At 63.1% G+C, this 20238-nt stretch carries 19 protein-coding genes; 11 read left to right on the top strand and 8 right to left on the bottom strand.

Translation table 11 applies throughout. The annotated features are described in order from the left end of the window. Positions 1-173: 173 nt before the first annotated feature. The 6 genes from KBX13_RS06565 to KBX13_RS06590 form a co-directional block, all read right to left on the bottom strand. The gene (locus KBX13_RS06565) at positions 174-644 is read right to left on the bottom strand and encodes a hypothetical protein (RefSeq protein WP_083433200.1); all 471 of its coding nucleotides are present in this window, start codon (positions 642-644) and stop codon (positions 174-176) included. Positions 645-653: 9 nt separating this feature from the next. Then, positions 654-1739 carry a serine protease gene (locus KBX13_RS06570; protein WP_256021329.1) on the bottom strand — a complete coding sequence of 362 codons (1086 nt, stop codon included), beginning with the start codon at positions 1737-1739 and terminating at the stop codon, positions 654-656. A gap of 222 nt (positions 1740-1961) precedes the next feature. Beyond that, positions 1962-2687, bottom strand: coding sequence for an ABC transporter ATP-binding protein (locus tag KBX13_RS06575; RefSeq protein WP_070975618.1), 726 nt, complete (start codon positions 2685-2687; stop codon positions 1962-1964). Positions 2688-2689: 2 nt separating this feature from the next. After that, entirely contained in the window at positions 2690-3739 is a 1050-nt protein-coding gene (locus KBX13_RS06580; protein WP_071573041.1) for an iron ABC transporter permease, read from the bottom strand. A 7-nt stretch (positions 3740-3746) separates the two neighbouring features. Beyond that, positions 3747-4931, bottom strand: coding sequence for an ABC transporter substrate-binding protein (locus KBX13_RS06585; RefSeq protein WP_256021332.1), 1185 nt, complete (start codon positions 4929-4931; stop codon positions 3747-3749). A gap of 65 nt (positions 4932-4996) precedes the next feature. Further along, positions 4997-5968, bottom strand: a complete 972-nt coding sequence (locus KBX13_RS06590; RefSeq protein WP_256021334.1) for an acyltransferase — start codon at positions 5966-5968, stop codon at positions 4997-4999. On the opposite strand from KBX13_RS06590, the gene KBX13_RS11530 reads away from it, so the two are divergent. The 5 genes from KBX13_RS11530 (at position 5969) to KBX13_RS06615 (ending at position 10940) form a co-directional block, all read left to right on the top strand. Next, positions 5969-6763 (top strand): porin PorA family protein, encoded by a 795-nt coding sequence (locus tag KBX13_RS11530; protein WP_256021335.1) that lies wholly within the window; start codon positions 5969-5971, stop codon positions 6761-6763. 349 nt (positions 6764-7112) lie between these two features. After that, entirely contained in the window at positions 7113-8147 is a 1035-nt protein-coding gene (locus tag KBX13_RS06600) for a hypothetical protein (protein WP_256021337.1), read from the top strand. Between the two features lie 94 nt (positions 8148-8241). Further along, positions 8242-8469: a three-helix bundle dimerization domain-containing protein gene (locus KBX13_RS06605; RefSeq protein WP_070361790.1), complete on the top strand. Its 228-nt coding sequence runs from the start codon at positions 8242-8244 to the stop codon at positions 8467-8469. Between the two features lie 1196 nt (positions 8470-9665). Continuing rightward, a complete protein-coding gene (locus tag KBX13_RS06610; protein WP_370687319.1) occupies positions 9666-10202 on the top strand; it encodes a DNA methyltransferase in 537 nt (178 codons plus the stop codon). 282 nt (positions 10203-10484) lie between these two features. After that, entirely contained in the window at positions 10485-10940 is a 456-nt protein-coding gene (locus KBX13_RS06615) for a DIP1984 family protein (protein WP_070975623.1), read from the top strand. On the opposite strand, the gene KBX13_RS06620 is transcribed toward KBX13_RS06615, so the two are convergent. Continuing rightward, positions 10937-12013 carry a glycosyltransferase family 4 protein gene (locus KBX13_RS06620; RefSeq protein ID WP_256021417.1) on the bottom strand — a complete coding sequence of 359 codons (1077 nt, stop codon included), beginning with the start codon at positions 12011-12013 and terminating at the stop codon, positions 10937-10939. The two genes, KBX13_RS06615 and KBX13_RS06620, sit on opposite strands and share 4 nt — an antisense overlap. Positions 12014-12017: 4 nt before the next feature. Here KBX13_RS06620 and KBX13_RS06625 point away from each other — a divergent pair, with 4 nt between their 5' ends. Together KBX13_RS06625 and KBX13_RS06630 are read left to right on the top strand one after the other, a co-directional pair. After that, a complete protein-coding gene (locus tag KBX13_RS06625) occupies positions 12018-12758 on the top strand; it encodes a class I SAM-dependent methyltransferase (RefSeq protein ID WP_256021341.1) in 741 nt (246 codons plus the stop codon). Positions 12759-12769: 11 nt separating this feature from the next. Beyond that, complete coding sequence (locus KBX13_RS06630; RefSeq protein ID WP_256021343.1) at positions 12770-13153, top strand: hypothetical protein; 384 nt, start codon at positions 12770-12772, stop codon at positions 13151-13153. A gap of 60 nt (positions 13154-13213) precedes the next feature. Here KBX13_RS06630 and KBX13_RS06635 read toward each other — a convergent pair whose 3' ends face one another. Continuing rightward, positions 13214-15037: a phosphoenolpyruvate carboxykinase (GTP) gene (locus KBX13_RS06635; protein ID WP_256021345.1), complete on the bottom strand. Its 1824-nt coding sequence runs from the start codon at positions 15035-15037 to the stop codon at positions 13214-13216. 329 nt (positions 15038-15366) lie between these two features. Between KBX13_RS06635 and trmB the strand changes: the two genes are divergently transcribed. Genes trmB through KBX13_RS06655 form a run of 4 tightly spaced genes read left to right on the top strand, consistent with a single transcriptional unit; the run spans position 15367 to position 20122 of the window. Beyond that, on the top strand, positions 15367-16128 hold the full coding sequence (gene trmB, locus KBX13_RS06640) for a tRNA (guanosine(46)-N7)-methyltransferase TrmB (protein WP_256021419.1): 762 nt from the start codon (positions 15367-15369) through the stop codon (positions 16126-16128). A 3-nt stretch (positions 16129-16131) separates the two neighbouring features. Beyond that, the gene (locus KBX13_RS06645) at positions 16132-16812 is read left to right on the top strand and encodes an NYN domain-containing protein (protein ID WP_256021346.1); all 681 of its coding nucleotides are present in this window, start codon (positions 16132-16134) and stop codon (positions 16810-16812) included. Between the two features lie 9 nt (positions 16813-16821). Then, positions 16822-19140, top strand: coding sequence for an MMPL family transporter (locus KBX13_RS06650; protein WP_256021347.1), 2319 nt, complete (start codon positions 16822-16824; stop codon positions 19138-19140). Further along, positions 19124-20122: a YbhN family protein gene (locus tag KBX13_RS06655; protein WP_256021348.1), complete on the top strand. Its 999-nt coding sequence runs from the start codon at positions 19124-19126 to the stop codon at positions 20120-20122. Before KBX13_RS06650 ends, KBX13_RS06655 begins: the two co-directional genes overlap by 17 nt. Positions 20123-20238 lie beyond the last annotated feature (116 nt).

Raw genomic sequence — 20238 nt, forward strand, 5'->3', positions numbered from 1 at the left:
TGGGATTACAAGCGTGCGATGGGCCCACCGCGGACTAGGCAGGCTAGATGACGATAGCGGAGTACGAGGGGTGAATCTGAGATTTATTGGGCTCCACCCCGTAAATTGGCCCGTTCCCATTAGGGCACGGGCCAAAGAAACGTCGGAAAACTCTCACACAACAGGCGGGTGATCTACCAGTTCTGGAGCAAGCGAGCCCCAAGTGGCGACTGCAACGTCACCTTCATGGAGGCCGTGGAACCGATCAGGATGCACTTATCAGGCGATCCTGGAATATTCCCTTCGTACACTCTAACTTTTACTGATGTCGCGGTCTCCGATGTCTCCGCGCGGTATCCGTAGCAAGTTTCGGTTCCGGCGGGGAAGAACACTCGAATTTCTGTCGGACTAATTACTTGATAGCCTGCCCATTTGACTTGACGCTCATTTTTGAGATCGTTGCGCGCCTCTCGGTCGAAAGGTTTTTGTCGAGTTTTGTGGACGATCCCCATTGCACTGCTGAGTTCGTCGCCGACAGGTGTGGCTGAGACTATTCCTATGGTACTTCCCACTATCGCAAACACAGTTAAAATAACGCCGACCAAATGTACAGTTTGCGCATTCAAACCTGCGTTTATGCCGAATTTAGATAGTATGCCAGACATTCTCACTCCTTACTTCACTGGCCGACTCGCCGTTGAATCAAACATGTCCCAAATCTTGGAGGTTATGATCGGCGAACCGAGATACGACGCACCGTTTTCAGGACCAAACGAACTCACGGAGCGGATATGCCCCAGAGTTCCGTTGAAGTCTTCTAGCCATGCGCCACCGGATGCACCACCGCCAAAGTTGCACCCATATGACATGTAGAAATTGAAGGACGACCAATTTTCGTTTTTCACCGGTACCGTACACCGAAACATAGCGGAACCCAGGAAACGTTTGCGGGGATATCCAATTATGTCAGCTTTGAACGAACCTGCATTTCCGGAGCGCAGTCCATGGCCTCCAACCGCATCGACGAGACGTTTCCCTCTTTCTGAGTTGACAGTGACAAACCCGAAGTCAGAAGCAAACCCACGAGGTGTAGCTCCATAGTTGGCCCAGTCAGTAGTTGTGGTCATAAAACTGGCCTTGAATCTCCCATGGGGTGCAACACCGATCGTATATTCTGGAACGAATACCCAGTTTTTATGAAACTCACCTCCGCTCCCGCTATGAACGCAGTGACCGGCAGTAATTACGGTACTTTTGTTGTCTGAGTTTACGGCAGATGCGGAGCAGACGTGATCTTCATATTGGCCATTGACTTTCTTTGAGAAAAATACTTTTCCATTCGCAGCACCGGAATTGCCGATTCGAGAGTGCGCCTCACTGGCCGTTTGAGATGAGGAGAACGGTTCAATAGGTTCTGATGCTTCTTGTTCACGTTCTGGCACTTCAGGGGAAACGACAACCTCTTTGCTGTTTGACGTTGCTCGGTCCGCCGCAAATGGCAAGTCGAGGGTTGCATCAACAGGAGTGGCTCTCGACATGCGATCCAGTGTCCAATACTCATCCAGTGTCATCTCCGAGGAAACTGATCTAGTCGACTGATCATTCGGGTTAATTACTCCGACCGTGGTTTCAGCTTCTTCTCCGATGAATGATTCCTGAGCATGGACTGCCACTGGCGCCACAGCCATGGCCAGACAAGCCGATGATGCCAGGACTGTAGCCCGGTTGAAGATCTTTCTGATATGGGAGTTGAGATACATGACAGCTCCTTGAGGTAGGGATGAAGGCTGCGTTCGTATGAGATAAACGGATTGGTGTCGATATTATCACGCATGTTACTCTTTTTCAATACTGTGATATGCAACACAATCTGTCTCTGGGGCTGGCATCGAAGTTACATATGCACCCCACCTACGCTGACTCTTGTTGAATGCCTACCCAGAACAGTTCCATACCAAAACGGATCAACCCCCTACCACCCCCTACGCAGGGCAGATGACGGGCGCGCCGGAGACTGGGTCGTACAGGACCCGGGCTTCGATGCCGTAGACCTCTTCGAGGAGTTCGGGGGTGAGTACGTCGAGGGGTTCGCCGTGCGTGACCACGCGGCCGGCTTTCATGACGAGGAGTTCGTCGCAGTAGCGGGCGGCGAGGTTGAGGTCGTGGATTGCGACGACGGCTTGGCGTTCGGTGTCGGCGACGATGTTGCGGATGATGGTGAGCAGGCTGACTTGGTGGTGGAGGTCGAGGGCGGAGGTGGGTTCGTCGAGAAGGAGGAGTTGGGGTTCGCGTACCAGCATCTGGGCGACGCCGACGAGTTGGCGCTGGCCGCCTGACATGTGGCAGACCATCCGGTCGGAGATATGGAGGATGCCGAGGCGGTCCATCATCGCGGCGGTGGCCTCGAGTGGGTTGGTGACGGCGCCTCCGGCTTTTGCGGCGACGACGATGGATTCGAACGCGGTCAGCGACGCGCTGGTCAGCAGGTCTTGGGGGACGTAGCCGACGTCGTGGGGCTCGCAGGTGGTGGTGACGGTGCCGGACGTGGGGGTTTTGAGCCCGGCGATAGTTTTGACCAGGGTGGACTTACCGGCGGCGTTGGGGCCGAGGAGGCCGGTGACGGCGCCGGGGGTGCCCAGGCGAAAGGTCATGTCGTGGAGGATAGGGGTGCGTCCGTAGGCAACGTTGAGGTCTGTGGCGACGATCATGGTTAGTGGCCTGCCTTGCGGTAGCGGGAGAAGATCAGGAAGACGAAGAATGGGACGCCGACGATGGCCGTGATGATGCCGATCGGGATCACCAGGCCTGGTTTGACGGTGATGGAGACGGCGTGCGCGGCGGTGAGCAGCAGCGCGCCGGCCGCGGCGGAGGCGGGGAGGTAGAACTTCTGGTCCTCCCCGACCAACATGCGGGCGATGTGGGGGCCGACCAGTCCGATGAAGCCGATGACACCGGCGAAGGCCACCGAAGCTGCTGCCAGCAGGGATGCCACGATCAGGGTGGTGACGCGCAGGCGGGAGACGTTGATGCCGAGGGAGGCGGCGCGGGCGTCGCCAAGTCGGAGGGCGGTGAGCCGCCAGGCGTTGAACACCACGAACGGGATTGCGGCGGCAAGGAGGACGCCGATGATGCCGTCGGCGAGCCAGGTGGCGCGCTGCATGGAGCCGAGCGTCCAGAAGACGATCTGTTGCAGCGCCTCAAGCGTTGCGCCGTACTGCATGAGCGACAGCAGCGCCTGGAAGAAGAAGGACAGGGCGATGCCGAGCAGGATCATGGTTTCGGCGGCGGCGCCGCGCCACACGGCTGCTGCGGCGACGACGGCCACCGCCACCAGGGCGGCCAGCGCAGCGGCGAGCGCCAGGTTGAACTGGGGGTGCGCGATCAGGTTGATGCCCAGCACGATCGACATCGCGGCGCCGAACGCGGCCGCCGCCGAGATGCCCAGCGTGAACGGCTCCGCGAGCGGGTTGTCCAGGATGGTTTGCATCATCCCGCCCGCAAGTCCCAGGGACGCGCCGATGAGCAGCGCCATCACCGAGGCCGGCAGGCGCAGGTCCCACAGCACCACGGAGGCTTGCTCGGGTGCGGTGTTGGGGTGGAGGAGGGCGTCGAGAAGCTGGGAGGCGCTGAGGTTGATCGGGCCGACCACCGTGGCAACGACGAAGCTGATGAACGCGACGAGCAGCAGCGCGCTAATCGCGATGAGTTTGCGTCGTCCTCGCTGGTGGTAGGCGCGGATCGCCTGATCTTGCTGGTTCATGGTTCCCCTACTGCTGTGCCTGGGCGAAGAACGCGCCGGAGTAGTCGAATGGCAGCCAGTCGGCGTGGAACTGTTCGAAGTCCTTCGCCGGGTCCATGTCTTCGAAGGCTGCTGGGTGCAGCCACTTCGCGAACGCCTCAAGTGCGAACACGTTGTACGGGTTGTCGTAGAACTGGTGGTAGACGGCAAAGTACTTGCCCTGCTTCGGCGCCTGCAGCAGGTCGAGACCCGGGGTGCCCAGCGGGTTGTTCAGGGTTTCGGCGGCGCGCTGCGGGCTGGACTGGTAGCCGAGCTCGACGTGGCTGAAGGTGTCCGGCTGGTCAGGCTTGCGTGCCCACTCGCCGCCGGTGACGATGAGGTTTTCGGGCTGCAGCTCGATCATCTTCTCGGCGCTGAACTGCTTAGAGTCGGCGGTGATGAGCTGTTCGCCCAGGTTGTTGCCGCCCGCGGCGGTGAGCAGCTGGCCGAGGTTCGCCTTGCCGGGGGTGCTGCAGCAGTCAACGAAGCCCGCGGCGGACCAGATCAGGCCGTCTTTCTCTCCGTCCTTTGCGACGGCCTCTTCGACCCGACCCTTGATCTCTTCGACCTTCGATTCATAGAACTCGCCGTACTCCTTGGCGCGTTCCGATTTACCCATCAGGTCGCCGAGCAACTGCACGGAGCTGACGGTGTGCTCGAGTGGGGACTGGCGGAAGTCGGTGAAGACGTACTTCATGCCGGTCTGGTCCATCTTTTCCAGGAGGCCGGATTCCTCGGCGACTTTCTTCTGGTCGAGCGTCATCACGACGACGTCCGGGTCTTGCGACATGAGGGTTTCAAGGGAGACGTCACCCTTGCCGATGTTGCCGATCTCCTGCGCCTTCATGGCGCCCTCGCTGATTTCGAAGACCTTGTCCTTGAACGCCGGGGCGGCCTTGGTCAGGTCGTTGCCGTAGGCCACGACGTGGTCGAAGGGGTCCCCGCCGAGCAGCGCGGTGGCGAAGACGCCACGGCCCTCGCCGAGGACGATGCGCTCCGGCGCGTGGTCGAAGGTGACTTCGCGGCCGGTGACGTCGGTGACGGTCAGCGCCTTGTCCGCCGGGGTCGGCTCGGCGGATGGGGTGGTGTCGGCGCTGTCGCCCGAGCACGCGGCGAGTGAGGCGGCCGCGCACAGTGCGACGGCGCCGGTCATTGCTTTACGCAGGATGTTCACAGTGGTTTCCTTGCCGTAGTAACATTTGTTCCAATAGAGCGGAACAACAATATATCAGGCAAGCCTTACCTAACAAGCCTGGCGCGTAGTTGGTGCACCCCCTTCGCCCCCGGCACCTCCACCCACGAGTAGGACAGATAGCTCACCACCAGGCTCAACGCCACAGTCAGGGTGAGGATGGGGACGAAGTGGGCGTCGAAAAGCGATACCCCCAAGATTGGGAACACCGCGTAGAGCACCGCCATGTGCCACAAAAACAGCGAGTAGGACCAGCGGCCCAACAGCTGCGCCGGGCGGGTACACAGCGCGGTGCCGTGTAGGCGCGGCGCGAGCGCGAACGGCACAATCCAGAGTGCTGCAAACAAGGCGCCGAGCAGCACGCGGACATTGAACTCGGCGGCGCTCGGGTGCTCCAGCCCCGCAGGCCCCAGCACCCCGCCCGCCCACGCGACCGGCAGCGACAACACCGGAAACACCCAGCGCAGCGCCGGCACCAGCAGCCGCCACCTACACCCGGCGCGCTCCGCCTCCGCGCACAGCAGGCCCACCGCGAACCACGGTGCAAAGGAGATCGGCCAGATCTGCAGGTTCAACTCCCCCGGCGTCTGCTCCGGGGCGGGGATCAGGTGCGGCCACACCAGGGCAGCCGCCAGCGCCACCGCCAGCACCACGGCGCGACCCCGGCGTCCGCACGCCAGGTACGCAGGCAGCACCAGGTAGAACGCCACCTCGACACAGAGGGACCAGTGCTGGGTGAGGCCGTCGATAAGCCCGCCGGGGACGTAGAGCTGCGTGAGCGTCAGGTTGGCCACGAGCGGGCCGGCGCGCACCCCCGCGAGTGGCGGCAACGTCACCACGATAATCGCCACGGACACCACGTACGCAGGCACAATGCGGGCAACGCGACGCCAGTAGTACTCGCGCGCCGGGCGGGGCTCGCCACGCGCCAGCAGGAACGCCGAAAGCGCGAAGAAGACGGCCACGAAGTAGTCGAAGCGCGCGAGCACCGGCGAGTCAGTGGCCGTCTGGAACGCCACGTGCGTCACCACAATGCCGAGCGCCGCGATACCGCGCAGGCCCGCCAGTTCCGGGAGTACGTTAATGTTTCTGATGTGGACATTGTAAGCAAACGGCGCCTGGGCATCTGCGCCGCCATCATCGCGGTGTGCGTGGCGCTGAACTTCCTGTCCCCGCTCATCATCAACCACCAGCGGGTGCTCGCCCCCACGGAAAGCACCCTCTTTTTCGACGGCCCCTCCGCCCTCACCCGCACCCTGTTGATCACGGAGGGCCCCTCGGAGGCGAACCCGAAGAAGCAGGCGCTGACGATGTCCGCCACCGTCCGCGACGACGGCGCCGTCATCGCCGAGGACTCCTTTGAGGTCAACCCAGCCTCCGCCTACCCCACCAGCGGGCGCCAGGGACTCGGCTACGTTCTGCCGTACAACCCGGAGCGCCGCTCCTACCCGTTCTACGACCCGCTTGCGGACCTCGTCGTCCCTCTCGACTACCTCGGCGCCGGCTGGGTCGCCGGCCTGGAAACCTACAGGTACACCGCCACCATCGACGTGCCCGAGTACCACGCCGAGCGCACCATCGACGTCGAGCGCCGCACCGGCCGCCTCCTCGACGAGTCGTGGACCATCACGCGCGGCCCGCTGCAGGGCCTCTACACGCTCAGCGACGAGTCCAAGGCCACCGCGGCCTCCGCCGCACTTCACGACGTCCACATCCTCAAATCCCTCCAGGTCATGGCGTTTGTAACCCGCCTGGTGAGCGCGCTCGCGCTCTTCTACGCCTTCGTCCTACTGGTGCGGCGCCGCCGTGATTAAGGGGCGTCTGCTCTCCTGGCTGCTGTTCGCCTACGCGGCGGCCCTGGTCCTCGGCGTGACCTGGCCGTTCCTCGCGCCGGGCGAGGCGCTCGCGTACCGGGACATGCTCGTCCTGCCGGACATGGCGCTAACTCGCGCAGCCCTCGGCTTCGGGGACCTGCCAGCCCGCAACGTCCCCCAGGACGCGCTGCTCGCTGTCCTCCCCTTCCCGGTGCTGGCGGTGCGCGCGCTCGTGGTCGGCGCCGCCGCCGCTGCCGCGTGGGCGGGGTGGCAGATCGGCCGCGGCGGCTGGGGCCGGTTCGCGGCGATCACGGTCGCGGTGTGGAACCCGTTCGTCGTCGAGCGCCTGTTGCAGGGGCAGTGGTCGGTGGCGGTGGCCGCCTGGCTGCTGCCGCTGGTGGCACTTGGCGCGCGCGGCAGCATCGCTGCCCAGTGGGTTTGTTCGCTGACCCCCACCGGCGCCATCGCGGCTGCCCTCCACTCCAGGCGCTGGCTGTTCAGCGCCCTGACCTGCGCGCCCTGGATTGTCGCCGGTGCAGTTGCCGCTTTTAGCGGCGGACAGGGCACATCCTCGGCGCAGGCCGCCGCCATGTTCGCCCCGCGTGCGGAGGGGAGCGTCGGCACCCTCGGTGCACTGCTCGGCCTGGGCGGGATCTGGAACGCCCACGCCGTGCCCGCCTCCCGCACCTCGGGCTTCGCCGTCTTCGGCGTGCTGCTTTTTGCCGTGCTGTGCCTGGCGTGGCGCCACGTCCCGCGCCGCCTCCTCGTGCTGGCGGGCCTCGGGTTTGCACTGGCGCTCGCGTCGTGGGCAGGCTGGCTCACCCCCGTCATCCAGCACGTTCCCGGCGGCGGCCTCCTTCGCGACGCCCACAAACTCCTCATCCTCGCCATCCCCGCCTACGTCACCGCCGCCGGCAACCTCCCGGAGCTTCGCGCCCAGCTCGCGGGCAGTTTCGCCCTCCTCCAGCTTCTCGACGCCCCCTTCGCCCTCTCCGCCCTCACGCCAGTCCCGGCGTCTTCCCTCCCGATCCCGCACGTCGACGACCAGGGCCGCGACGTCTTCTTCGTCGACCGCCCCACGCTCACCCGACGCGCCGACGGCACCATCATCGTGGATCCCGCCCCCAAGATCATGAACGTTGTCGAATCAGGCGCGCTGCGCGTTGGCAACGTGGAGGTCGACCCGCCGTCTCCGCGCTGGTCCGCCCTCAACGCGGACGTGGGGCGCGCCGCCTCGATGGGCGTCGGCGTGGTGGTGTACCCGGATGGCCACTCGGTAAACACGGGGGCCGCGCCCGTCGGCCGGCCGCCGCTTGGCCTCGGACTGTTCGGACTGTGGTGCACATCGCCCCTGATTGCGCTGCTGAACAGGCGCTTTAAATAGTTGGGGAACTCCCATTATTGGAGCATTTGCAGTATTCTTGCGCGTAGGTTAAAGTGAACTCCAGGTAAACAAGAGTTTAACAAGGAGCGTAACCATGCAGATTCAGTTCAACACCATCCAGAAGCGCGTACTTCGCAACATCCGCCACGACCTCCTCGAGGCCTGGACCCCACAATTCAGCGAAGCCGAAATCAACAACACTTTCGACACCGTCCTCGCCGAGCACTGCAGCACCGCAACCGTCGAAGACTTCATCCCCGTCCTCGTCGAAGCCGAGATGCTCAACCGCCTGCGCACAGACAGCCTCCTCGCGGCCGCCTAAACTCCGGCTCACTGATACTCAACGCGCTCCGCCCTACCCCATCCCCTTCTCTCCTATCTGTGAAAAAGTTCCCGCGCCCTGCGTCCGGGAACTTTTTCGCGTTTTCGGGGGTTTCGGAGCTCACCTCCGAACGCGTTTCCCCAGGTCACGTCGTTCGCTCGCTCGAGCCCGCTGAAATAGTTCCCAAGCTCGGGAACCATTTTGCGTTTTGCAGCTGCTCAGTCGACCGACGTAGTGTTTCCCCAGGTCGCGACGACTGACCACAAAGAAAGTTCCCAGGACCACGGGATAATGGAAAACAAGGCACATGCCTAGGAACAAAAACCGGGGCACTTCACCACCATCTTGTTGAGGCCAATGGCTAGGGTAAAAGCGGATTCCGTACTTTCCACCCTGCAAAATGGAAATCTCCATCCTAATACATGATTCTGCTGTTGAATCTGCCAAATAGAAGGGCTGATCAGGTTCGTAATACCACGTTTCAGGCCCTCCAGCGATGCACTCACCAGTGGAGCGCCCTCATATGGGAAAACAGAAAGACAAAAGCATCAAACGTTGAGTACTAGTTCAACACTTGATGCTCTTTCTGTGAAACATTCAGTCAGTGAGCTGAATGGTCAGAGTAGGTTTTCCGAGTCTATTTCTTTCCATCGTTGAGCTGCCGTGCCACGTTGTTTAAATGCGCTTACGAGGTCGCGAGCTACTGCGGGATGTCCTACGATGTGGCTTACTTTTGATAGTAGTTCGTTACTATCAGTCGCTTCTGAGTTGAGGAAATCTAGGATTTCTTGTCGAGTCCTGTATTCTTGTTCGAAGGTGAGGTCATGGCATAGGCACGCTTTATCCCACGCTTTATGCTCTTCGGGGGCTGAGCTGAGTAGGATTGCGATCCGTCCTTGGTTAAGTTCTAATTGGGAAATGCGATGCTCGATATTGTCCATGTTTTTATAGGGCCAGCCAAGCAATAACGTCTGCGATCATCAGCGAGTAGGACGTACCGACGATTGGTTCTAGGGCTGTTGTGAGCTTTTCTTTCACGATGTGGCGCTCCAGATCCTCCGTAGATATTGGCAGTGGTGCTAATAATGATAACTTCTACCGAGCTATCGCGCAGGCCGAATTTCAGCGATCTAAGATTGCTTCGGTAACCAACCTTCAACTTCCTCACACCTAGTGAACGGGGTGAAGGAAGTCAATTGAAGTGCCCCAGATTTTCCCATCTGCTCAGACGGAACAAAACCTGGGGCACTTCAGTCTTTCCAAAGGGAACGAAGAATGTCGGCAACATCGACTACGTAGCGGGTTGGTTCATCAAGGCCGCAGAGTACATGGGCGACCACACCGTACGCACGGCATTCGTATCGACCAACTCGGTTGTCCAAGGCGAACAGGCAGCAAACATTTGGTACCCAATCACCCAATTGGGCTTCCACATTGACTTCGCGCACGACACCTTCCGTTGGGCGAACGAAGCAAGTGACCAAGCTCATGTCTTCTGCGTCATCGTGAGCTTTTCAAAGCAAAAGGTCACCCCGCGCTTATTCCACTACGAGACGCCAGACTCAAACCCGATGGATCTCCACCCGAGCCGCCTCAACACATACCTGGCCGACGCGCCGGATATTTTCGTCTGGAATCGCAATAGGCCCCTTTGGCCCGACACTGTCCCCTTGCAGGTCGCGCATTTTCACCTGGCCCGACCGATTTTGGGCGACCAGCGTCACACTCCTTGAGCACCTCGACCGGAACGAAACCAGAACAAAACCAGTCCCGAAACCGCCACCAACCCCAACACCCACCAACCTGCTATCGTGGTGCGCAGGCCACTCAGCGAGCACCAGCCCGACCGGTTTCCTCGGGCGCAATTGGAAACCACCCAAACCTGTAACCCGGTGGCTTTCCGGGTCCCTGTGATTGATCCCTAAGCCTGCACAAGGTACACGGGCACAGTGCACATGAGAATTGGGAACTACCACGGTGCTGGGGGTGGCCGCCTATTTTTGAAGGAGGATGCGATGTTGTTGGCAGAAGCGCTGGCGAAGCGGGCGCAGGCACAGGATCGGCTGAATGAGTTGGAGCGTCGTTTGACGCGGAATGCGCGGATCCAGGAGGGGGATACCCCGGTGGAGGATTCGGAGGCGTTGCTGCAGGAGTCGGCGTCGGTGCTGCAGAGCATTGAGACGCTGGTCCGCCGGATTAACCACACGAATGCGTCGACGCCGTTTGAGGGGGACGCGACGTTGACGGATGCGATTGCACGCCGGGATGCGTTTTTGCGCGCCCGAAGGTTTTATAGCGCGGTGGCGGATGCGGCGTCGGCACGCGCGGATCGGTATTCGGCCTCCGAGGTGCGGTATGTGTCCACGGTGGATGTGGGCCAGTTGCACGCGATGGCGGATAAGGCAGCGAAGGAGTACCGGGAGCTGGATACGAAGATTCAGCAACTGAACTGGGCGACGGAGCTGCTCTAAGGGCGCGCGAGAGTGTCGATGAACTGGGTGAACTTGCGCCCAGTTTCCGCCCACGAGTAGGTTCCGGCGCGCTGTTGCGCCTGGGTGCCGAGGGTGTGGCGGAGGGGGGCGTCGTCAAGAAGGTGGGCGACTTCGGTGACGAACTCAGCGTGCGTGTCCACGAGCAGGCCGGTTTCCCCGTGCTGCACTGAGTCGGCGAGGCCGCCTGCCGTCATGTAGCCGATGGTGGGGACGGCGTGTTGGGCGGCTTCGATGACGGCGATGCCCCAACCTTCTTTGGCGCTGGGCATGAGGTGGAGTTGCGCGCGGGCGAGCAGGGCGTGTTTGTGGTCGTCGGCGACGTGGCCGTGGAAGATGACGCGCTCGCCTGCAAGGTCGCCGGCGTAGTCGCGGAGTTGGTCTTCCCACCAGCCGGAGCCGATCACGTCGAGCACCACGTTGTCGAGGGCAGCGACGGCGTCGATGGCGTGCTCGATCTGCTTGTGTGGCACGAGCCGGGAGAGGGTGACCACGTGGGTGCGGCCGTCGTCGGCGAGGGTGGGCAGTTCGGCGGGCACTGGGTCCACTCCGTTTTCGATGATGCGGATCGCCGCCGGGTCCACCCCGAGCGCCTCCAGGTCACGTTTCGACGCCTGCGAGACCGTCACATACGGCGCCCCCCGGTACACCCGCGGCGCCACCTTGGATTCCAGCCACCACCCGAACCGCCCGATGATCGGCCCGGCCACCGGCCACTGTTCCTTGTGGCAGTGGTGGGTGAGCAGCACGGTCGTGGCGCGCGAGTAGAGGCGCGCGAAGAAGGGGATGCCGTTTTGGGTGTCCACGACGATGTCGGGCCGGTGCCGCCACGCGGCAAACGGCGCGAGCAGGTAGACAGTGTATTTGCCGCCGGCACGCTCGAAGCGGATGCCGTTGCGCCGAGAGACGCGCGGTGCGTCGGTGTGTTTCGCGGTGCGGTAGATCACCTGGTGGTCGGCGGCCGCGAGCGCTTCGCCGACGCGTTCCAGGTACGCCTCGGAGCCGCCACCTTGTGGGTGGGTGGAGTCGCGCCAACACATCAGCAGTATCTTCATTGTCATGTACCGTACCCGCCGCCTGGCCACGTTGGCACGTTCGTTGCGCTTGTTGCGCTCGTTTCGCTATGAGCAGTTCCGCCCCCGCATCTTTTACGAGGGGTTGGCCCGCGACACCTACCAGCTTCTCGACGCCCTCTCCGCCGACCTCACCTCCACCCCCCTGCGAGGCAAGTCGGTGTTAGACGTGGGCGGTGGGCCGGGCTATTTCGCCAAGGCCTTCGCGGACACGTTCTACGTGGGCGTGGAGCCGAGCGTCTCCGAGCTGTCCGCCGCCGGCATCAGTGGCTACGGCTCCGTTCGTGGCGACGGCACCGCGCTCCCCTTCGCCACGGACTCCTTCGACGTGGTGTACTCCTCCAACGTTGCCGAGCACATCCCGGATTGGCAGACGATGGCCGAAGAGATGTTGCGGGTGGTCAAGCCCGGCGGCCTGGTGGTGCTGAGTTATACGGTGTGGCTGGGACCCTTCGGCGGGCACGAGACCGGCCTGTGGCAGCACTACGTGGGCGGCGAGTTCGCTAGGCGTCGTTACGTGGCGGCACACGGGCACGAGCCGAAGAACAAGTGGGGCGAGTCTCTTTTCGCAGTCTCTGCAAAGGAGGGCTTGGCGTGGGCGGAATCGACCGGCAGGCTCCTCGCCGCCTTCCCGCGCTACCACCCACGCTGGGCTTGGTGGCTCACGCGGGTGCCCCTGCTCCGCGAGTTTGCGGTTTCCAACCTGGTGGTCGTGCTTCGCGGGTAGGATCAGCAACTATGAAACTCCCGATCCAATTCCAAGCCCCGTCCATTTTCGCAGCCGTGTTGGCGGTGGTCTCCATCGTGGTGGCCGTCGTGATGGGCGAAACCAACGCGAAGGCACCCGTCGTGGAGCCGCGCGGCGAGCAGTCCGTCATCCAGGTGGTTACCGAAGACGGCAAGTCAGCGGGCGTATGCGCACTCGGTGGTCTGCGCCAGGAAAAGGTGCACTACACCGACAAGAACTCCGTCTACTACTGGAAGCTCGAGCCGGGGGAAGAACGTATCGACGCATCCTGCCCGAGCGTTGGGGCCCTGTCGTCCGGTCGAGTGGATCTGGAGGGCCACGCAACGGTCAGTAACTTTGAGAAGCCACAGGTTGTCACAATCACTGTCCGCTAAGTTCGCATAAGCAAAGGCCCGCCACACGGCGGGCCTTTTACCTTAGAGGCTTAGTGCGATTTACTTCGCGGCGTTGACGCGCTCCTCGAGCTTGTCCAGCTGCTCGAAGATTTCCTTCGGAACGCGGTCGCCGAGTCCAGCGAAGTACTCGCGGGCATCCGCGACGTCGCCTTCCCACAGCTTCGGATCTGGGTAGAGGGCTTCCTTGACGTCCTCGATTGGCTCGTCGAGGCCCTCCAGGTCCAGGTCTTCCGCGCGGGCGGTGTAGCCGACCACGGTCTCGTCTGCGCCGACGCGGCCTTCGATGCGGTCCACGATCCACTTCAGTACGCGGGAGTTCTCGCCGAAGCCTGGCCACAGGTAGCGGCCATCCTCGCCGCGGCGGAACCAGTTCACCAGGAAGATCGCCGGCATGCGGTCCCCGCCTTCGCGGCCCATGTCGATCCAGTGCTGGAAGTAGTCACCGACGTTGTAACCGATGAACGGCAGCATGGCCATTGGGTCGTGGCGCAGGGAGCCGACCTTCGCCTCAGCGGAGGCAGCGGTCTGGCCGGAGGAGAGCATCGCACCGATCATGGTGCCGTGCTCCCAGTCGTGCGCCTGGGTGACCAGTGGCACGGTGTCCGGACGGCGTCCGCCGAAGAGGATGGCGTCGACCTTGACGCCCTTCCAGTCGTCGTACTCCGGTGCTGCCGTTGGGCACTGTGCGATCGGGGTGCAGTAGCGGGAATTCGGGTGGGCGGCCTTCTCGCCGGATTCTGGAGTCCAGTCGTTGCCGTGCCAGTCCACGAGGTGCGCTGGGGCGTCGCCGTCCATGCCTTCCCACCAGACGTCGCCGTCATCGGTGAGGCCGACATTTGTGAACAGGGTGTTGCCCGGCTCCATCGTCTTCATGGCGATCGGGTTGGACTTGTAGTTCGTGCCAGGTGCAACACCGAAGAATCCGTTTTCTGGGTTGACGGCGTAGAGGCCGTCCTCACGCAGATGCATCCAGGCGATATCGTCGCCGACAACCTCGGAGGTCCAGCCCTCGAGCGACGGGGTGAGCATTGCCAGGTTGGTCTTGCCACATGCGGACGGGAACGCGCCGGTGATGTGGTAGACCTTGCCCTCTGGGGAGGTGAGCTTCAGGATGAGCATGTGCTCAGCCATCCAGCCCTCTTCCTTCGCCATGACGGACGCGATACGCAGGGCGAAGCACTTCTTCGCCAGGATTGCGTTGCCGCCGTAGCCGGAGCCGTAGGACCAGATTTCCTTGGTCTCTGGGAACTGGGAGATGTACTTCGTCTCGTTGCATGGCCATGCGACGTCTTCCTGACCTGGTTCGAGCGGTGCGCCGACGGAGTGGAGGCACGGTACGAACTTGTCGCCCTCGATCTTGTCCAGCGCTTCCTGGCCCATGCGGGTCATCACACGCATGGACATGACCACGTATGCGGAGTCAGTGAGCTGGACGCCCAGCTTCGGGTCTGGGTCGCTGATTGGGCCCATGCAGAACGGCACAACGTACATGGTGCGGCCCTTCATGGAGCCGCTGAAGTGCTCGCGCATTTCAGCCTTGAGCTCGGCTGGGTCACGCCAGTTGTTGGTTGGGCCTGCGCCGTCCTCGCCTTCGGTGGCGATGAAGGTGCGGGACTCAACACGTGCGACGTCGGAAGGGTTCGAACGTGCAAGGAAGGAGTTCGGGCGCTTCTCCTCGTTGAGCTTGATCAGCGTGCCCTTCTCCACCAGCTCGGCTGCGAGGCGGTCCCACTCTTCCTGGGATCCGTCCGCGAAAACCACCTTGTCCGGGTCAAAGAGGTCGACAGCGTCGTTGATCCAAGCAATGAGCTGCTCATTGTCGGTTGGTACGTTGCCTTCGATGCGCTTCACGGCAGTGGTCATAATCTCTCCTGGTCAAAATAGACAAACCTCTAGGTCCCAAGCCTATCGAAATCGCGGTTACGCTGGTCCGTCTCCAGCTTTTCGACGCCCACCCCGGTCATAACCAGTGACATACTTCATAGATGTGACCAAGAGTGAGCATGTAAATGTGCCCCAAAAAGGGGTGTGCCCGAACGGTGGAGCGTCGATAAATATTGGCCGTACGCAGCGAAAACAACATTCTTTCACCGTGCAAACCCGTAAATAAACGTGACCGGACCCACATTCACCCCATTCCGGGGGCAATTGGGGGAATTGCATTTCAATCCACCGTGTGGACAATGAACACGATGAACATGTCTGAGAATTCACGCCCTGGCATGGGCGAACTGCCCCACGGGCGGCCCCCGCAAACTGAATTTGATACCGGCCTGGACTACCCGCGCCTCGGCTCGGTGACGTTCCGCCGCGGCACGCTGACGGACAACCAGGAGGCGCTCTTCGAGGAGCACTGGCCGCGCCTGGGGCAGATGCTCAGCGATACCCCCATCGACGTCGACGAGTGGTTCGGCCGCACGGGCCACCCGACGATCCTCGAAATCGGCTCAGGCACCGGCACCTCCACCGCGGCGATGGCACCGCTGGAGGCGGACACCAACGTGATTGCCGTCGAGCTGTACAAGCCGGGCCTGGCGAAGCTGCTCGGATCCGTGGTGCGTGGCGAGATCGAGAACATCCGCATGGTGCGCGGCGACGGCGTCGAGGTCCTGGCCCGCATGTTCGGCGAGGAAAGCCTCGACGGCGTGCGCATCTTCTTCCCCGACCCGTGGCCGAAGGCCCGCCACCACAAGCGCCGCATTATCCAGTCGGGCACGCTGAACCTCATCGCGACGCGCCTGAAGAAAGGCGGTGTGCTGCACGTGGCCACTGACCACGCTGGTTACGCCGAGTGGATCGACGAGCTCGTGAACGTGGAACCCATGCTGGAATACAAGGGTTGGCCATGGCCGGAGGCGCCGTTGCTGACAGACCGTCAGGTCATCACTAAATTCGAGGGGAAAGGGTTGGAAAAAGACCACACGATCCGCGAATACCTCTGGGAGAAGAAGTAAACCATGCAGGACCTGCAGGACAAGACGCACCCCTACACGCCAGGGGCCGAACCCGGCCCAGAAACCTACCTGCTCGTCTGGGACGCGCCGAACCTTGACATGGGGCTCGGCGCGATCCTCGGCGGGCGGCCCTCCGGGTCGCAGCGGCCGCGTTTCGACGCCCTCGGCCACTGGCTGATCGGGCTCGCGGCGAAGGCCTCGCAGGAGACCGGCTCCACCATCGAGCCGGAAGCCACCGTGTTTACCAACGTCGCCGCCCACAACGCCGAATCGGTCCGCCCGTGGGTGGACGCGCTGCGCAACGTGGGTTTCGCGGTCTTCGCAAAGCCGAAGACTGCTGAGGATTCGGACGTCGATCAGGACATGCTCACCCACATCCGCCGCCGCCTCGACGAGGGCGTGCTGCGCGGCGTCGTCGTCGCGTCGGCCGACGGCCAGAACTTCCAGGAGCCGCTCGAGCAGCTCGCGGAAGACGGCCTGCCCGTGACCGTCATCGGGTTTCACGAGCACGCCGCGTGGGCCGTCGACTCCCCACTTCTGCGCTTCGTGGACCTCGAGGACATCCCGAACGTCTTCCTGGAGCCGCTGCCGCGCATCAACCTGGAATCCCTGCCGGACGGCGGCGCATGGCTGCAGCCGTTCCGCCCGCTGACCTCGTTGCTGCACAACACCAAGGAAAAGTAGGAGCTGGCCGTGTTTTACAGGTGGGGACATTTCGCGTACCGGCAGCGCAAAGTACTGCCAATCGTGGTCATCGCAGTGATCGTGGTGCTGCAGGTGCTCTTCGGCTCCAAGTTGGGCGAGCGCCTCTCGCAGGAAGGCTGGGAGGACCCCCGCGCGGACTCCACCACAGCTGCCACCATCGAGAACGACACCTTCGGCCGCGACAATGCCGGTGACGTCATCCTGCTTGTCCGCGCCCCACAAGGCGTGGCCGACCCCGCCGTGTTCAACGAGGCCAACCGACAAATCGAAGCCTTAAAAACCCAGTTCCCGGACCAGATCGACCACATCACCAGCTACTTCTCCGCGCCGAACCAGCAGCAGATCACCGAGGACGGCACCGCCGCCTTCGCCGCGATCGGCCTGGCCGGCGACGGCGAACAGACGCTGAAAGACTTCCGCACCATCCAACCGGCGCTCAACGACATCACACTGCCCGGGGACGCCACCGTGCAGATCGCCGGCGCCACCGCCGTCGCCGACGCGCTGGACACCGGCATGGCCAACGACATCGCCCGCGCCGAGAAAGTCGGCCTGGTGTTCGTGGCCATCATCCTGCTATTCGTCTTCGGCGGCGTGGTCGCCGCGGCAATGCCGCTGATTGTGGGCATCCTGTCCATCATCGGCTCCCTGTCGCTGCTGTCCATCCTGGCGCAGTTCCAGCAGGTCAACATCTTTTCCCAGTCGATTATTACGCTGCTCGGCCTGGGCCTGGCCATCGACTACGGCCTGTTCATGGTCTCCCGCTTCCGCGAAGAACTCGACCGCGGCGTCAGCACCGAGGAGGCCGTCGCCGCCACCACAACCACCGCCGGCAAGACCGTGTTCTTCTCCGCACTCATGGTTGGTGTGGCGCTCTCCGGCCTGCTCATGTTCCCGCAGGCCTTCCTCAAGTCCGTGGCCTACGGCGCAATTAGCGCCGTGATGCTCGCCGCGGTCATCTCCGTGACCATGCTGCCGGCGCTGTTCGGCATGCTGGGACCCAACATCGATAAGTGGTCGGTGCGGCGCACGTCGCGAAGGGGGCGTCGAATAGAAGACACCGTGTGGTACCGGCTTCCGGCGTGGGCAATGCGCAACTCCAAGAAAGTCGTCGTCGGCGCGACCGGCGCGCTGCTGCTGCTCACCGTGCCGATGGTCGGCATCACCTTCGGCGGCATCAACGAAAGCTACCTGCCACCCAACCAGGAAACGCGGCAGGCGCAGGACGCCTTCAACGAAGAGTTCCCGGCGTTTCGCACCGACCCGATCAAACTCGTGGTCACCAACGCCACCAACGAGCAGCTCGTGGACGTGGTCCTGCAGTCCCGCGAAGTCACCGGCCTAGCCAAGCCGCTCTCCCCATCCCAGGCGACGAAGGACGGCACCACGGTGCTCTCCGCGCCGCTGGCGGACCGCAACGGCGGCCAAGCAGTCGTGGACCAGCTGCGCGCCATCGAAGCGCCAGAAGGCGTCGGCGTCTACATCGCAGGCACCCCAGCCATGGAAGTCGAATCCATCGAAGCCCTACTGGAGCGGCTGCCCTGGATGGCGCTCTACATGGTGCTGGCCACGTTCCTGCTGATGGCGCTGCTGTTCGGCTCCCTGATCCTGCCCGCGAAGGCCGTCATCATGAACGTGCTCGGCATCGGCGCCACCCTCGGGTTCCTCACCCTCGTCTTCGTTGATGGCGTCGGCTCCGACCTGCTCAACTTCACCCCAGGTCCGCTGATGAGCCCGGTGCTGGTGCTCATCATCGCGATCCTCTACGGCCTATCCACCGACTACGAAGTCTTCCTCGTCTCCCGCATGGTCGAGGCCCGCCACAACCGCGCCACCACCGACCAGTCCATCAAGTACGGCACGGCGCACACCGGCGGCATCATCACCGCGGCCGCCGCCATCATGATCGTGGTCGCCGCCGCCTTCGCCATGAGCGACATCGTCATGATGAAGTACATCGCCTTCGGCATGATCGTCTCCCTGGCCCTCGACGCCACCATCATCCGCCTGCTCATCGTGCCGTCCGTCATGCACCTCCTGCGCGAGGACAACTGGTGGGCACCACGCTGGGTCAAGCGCGCCTACCGCAGCCTCGGCGAAGGCTCCAGCTCCGTCCCACTTGTCGACGCCCCCTCCGACCCCACCCACACCCCCGTCGACGAGGCGATCGCCCTCGACCCATCCCCCGCCCGCGCAGGCAGGACCGTCAACGAAAACGCCGACCTGGTCCCCTTCACGGAACTGATGCAGGAACTCGAAACCCGCCGGGCCCTCGAACAGCTCAAGAAGCGTGAACTTGAACGCTAAGTGGCTGCGCTGGACAGCACCCGTCGTCATCCTGATTGTCGGCCTGGTGCTGTTTCGCGACCGCCTCCCCTTCCTCGGCGAGGCCTGGACCACGCTGCGCCGCGCCGACCTACTGCCGCTCGTCGGCGCCGTGGCCACCGCGTTCGGCGCCATCGCCGCCATGGCCGCCGTGATGCTCGTGCTCCTCAACATCGAAGGACGCATCGCCGACCTGCGCGGCTGCATGAACATCACGCTCGCCTCTAACGCCTGGTCCACCACCGTCCCCGGCGGCCCGGCGCTCTCCGCGTGGCTGACCTTCCGCGTCCACCAGTCCTGGGGCGCGACCACCGGGCTGTGCGCCTGGTTCTTCGTCGTCTCCGGCGCGCTATCCACGGTCTGGATGGCGCTCATCGGCATCAGCGCCGTCGTGTTCATGGGTGCCCGCCTCTCCGTGTGGGCCCTGGCAGGATCGTTGCTGGGCACCGCAGCCGTGGTCGGTGGCCTCTACTGGGCCACCCGCAACCCCGCCGTACTGAAACGCTGGCTGCGCTTCCTGCCCGCCCGCGTCGCAACCAAAGCCAGCGGCGTCGTCGACCAAGTCGCTGCCATCCAAATGTCACGCCGCCGCTTCACCGCCGCCGCCGCGTTCTCCCTGCTCAACCAGGTTCTCGACCTGGCCGTGCTCTACTTCTGCGCCTGGTCCGTCCTGGGCACCGCACCAGGTTTCGACCCCGGCCTCAACGAAACCTCCGCGATGGGCATCACCCTCGCGTTCATCATGACCAAACTCGCCGGCGCCGCCCAGGTCACGCCCGGCGGCGTGGGCACCGTGGAGGCCATCCTCGTCGGCTCCCTGGTCACCGTCGGCCTCACCCTTGTCGACGCCACCGCCGTCACCGTCCTCTACCGACTCATCTCCTTCGCCCTCATCACCGCCATCGGCTGGGTCGTCCACACGGCGGAGTACGCCGGGCGCGGCTACATGCTGGGCAAGGCGTGAGGTCGGTCCCAGTCTGGCTTGGTCTGGCTGGGTCTGTACCGGTCGCCCGAAAAAGTTCCCCGGCTCGCTTCTGAACTTCTTCCGTTGAACTCGTGAACACCCCAGGTCACGCGGTG

Source organism: Corynebacterium sp. CCUG 51687 (assembly GCF_024453995.1).
GTDB lineage: Bacteria > Actinomycetota > Actinomycetes > Mycobacteriales > Mycobacteriaceae > Corynebacterium > Corynebacterium pseudogenitalium.